Source organism: Flavobacterium sp. AG291 (genome assembly GCF_003350375.1).
Classification (GTDB): Bacteria; Bacteroidota; Bacteroidia; order Flavobacteriales; family Flavobacteriaceae; genus Flavobacterium; species Flavobacterium suzhouense.
In genome coordinates this window covers 1-1,088 of record NZ_QQAR01000030.1, presented here as the reverse complement: position 1 = coordinate 1,088, position 1,088 = coordinate 1, and the positions used below count along the sequence as shown (strand labels likewise).

The 1,088-nt window shown below is 52.5% G+C and carries 1 pseudogene; it reads right to left on the bottom strand.

The features are described from left to right. Positions 1-1,088, bottom strand: a pseudogene (locus DEU42_RS17330) (collagen-like protein); the annotation flags it as partial.

The following is a 1,088-nucleotide window of genomic DNA, read 5'->3' as shown; positions in this document are numbered from 1 at the left end:
GGACCCTGTGCGCCTGTTGCTCCTGTCTCTCCTTGTATTCCTTGTGGACCTTGTGCTCCTGTTGCTCCTGTCTCTCCTTGTATTCCTTGTGGACCCTGTGCTCCTGTTGCTCCTGTCTCTCCTTGTATTCCTTGTGGACCTTGTGCGCCTGTTGCTCCAGTTTCTCCTTGGATTCCTTGTGGACCCTGTGCTCCTGTTGCTCCTGTCTCTCCTTGGATTCCTTGTATTCCTTGTATTCCTTGTGGACCTTGTGCGCCTGTTGCACCAGTTTCTCCTTGTATTCCTTGTGGACCCTGTGCTCCTGTTGCTCCTGTCTCTCCTTGGATACCTTGTATTCCTTGTGGACCCTGTGCTCCTGTTGCTCCTGTCTCTCCTTGGATACCTTGTATTCCTTGTGGACCCTGAGCTCCTATTGCACCTGTCTCTCCTTGGATTCCTTGTGCTCCTGTTGCTCCTGTCTCTCCTTGGATTCCTTGTGGACCCTGTGCTCCTGTTGCTCCTGTCTCTCCTTGGATTCCTTGTGGACCTTGTGCTCCTGTTGCTCCTGTCTCTCCTTGTATTCCTTGTGGACCTTGTGGACCTTGTGCTCCTGTTGCTCCTGTCTCTCCTTGTATTCCTTGTGGACCTTGTGCTCCTGTTGCTCCTGTCTCTCCTTGTATTCCTTGTGGACCTTGTGCGCCTGTTGCTCCAGTTTCTCCTTGGATTCCTTGTGGACCCTGTGCTCCTGTTGCTCCTGTCTCTCCTTGGATTCCTTGTATTCCTTGTGGACCTTGTGCGCCTGTTGCACCAGTTTCTCCTTGGATTCCTTGTGGACCCTGTGCGCCTGTTGCTCCTGTCTCTCCTTGGATACCTTGTATTCCTTGTATTCCTTGTGGACCTTGTGCGCCTGTTGCACCAGTTTCTCCTTGTATTCCTTGTGGACCCTGTGCTCCTGTTGCTCCTGTCTCTCCTTGGATACCTTGTATTCCTTGTGGACCCTGAGCTCCTGTTGCACCTGTCTCTCCTTGTATTCCTTGTGGACCTTGTGCGCCTGTTGCTCCTGTCTCTCCTTGTATTCCTTGTGGACCTTGTGCGCCTGTTGCTCCAGT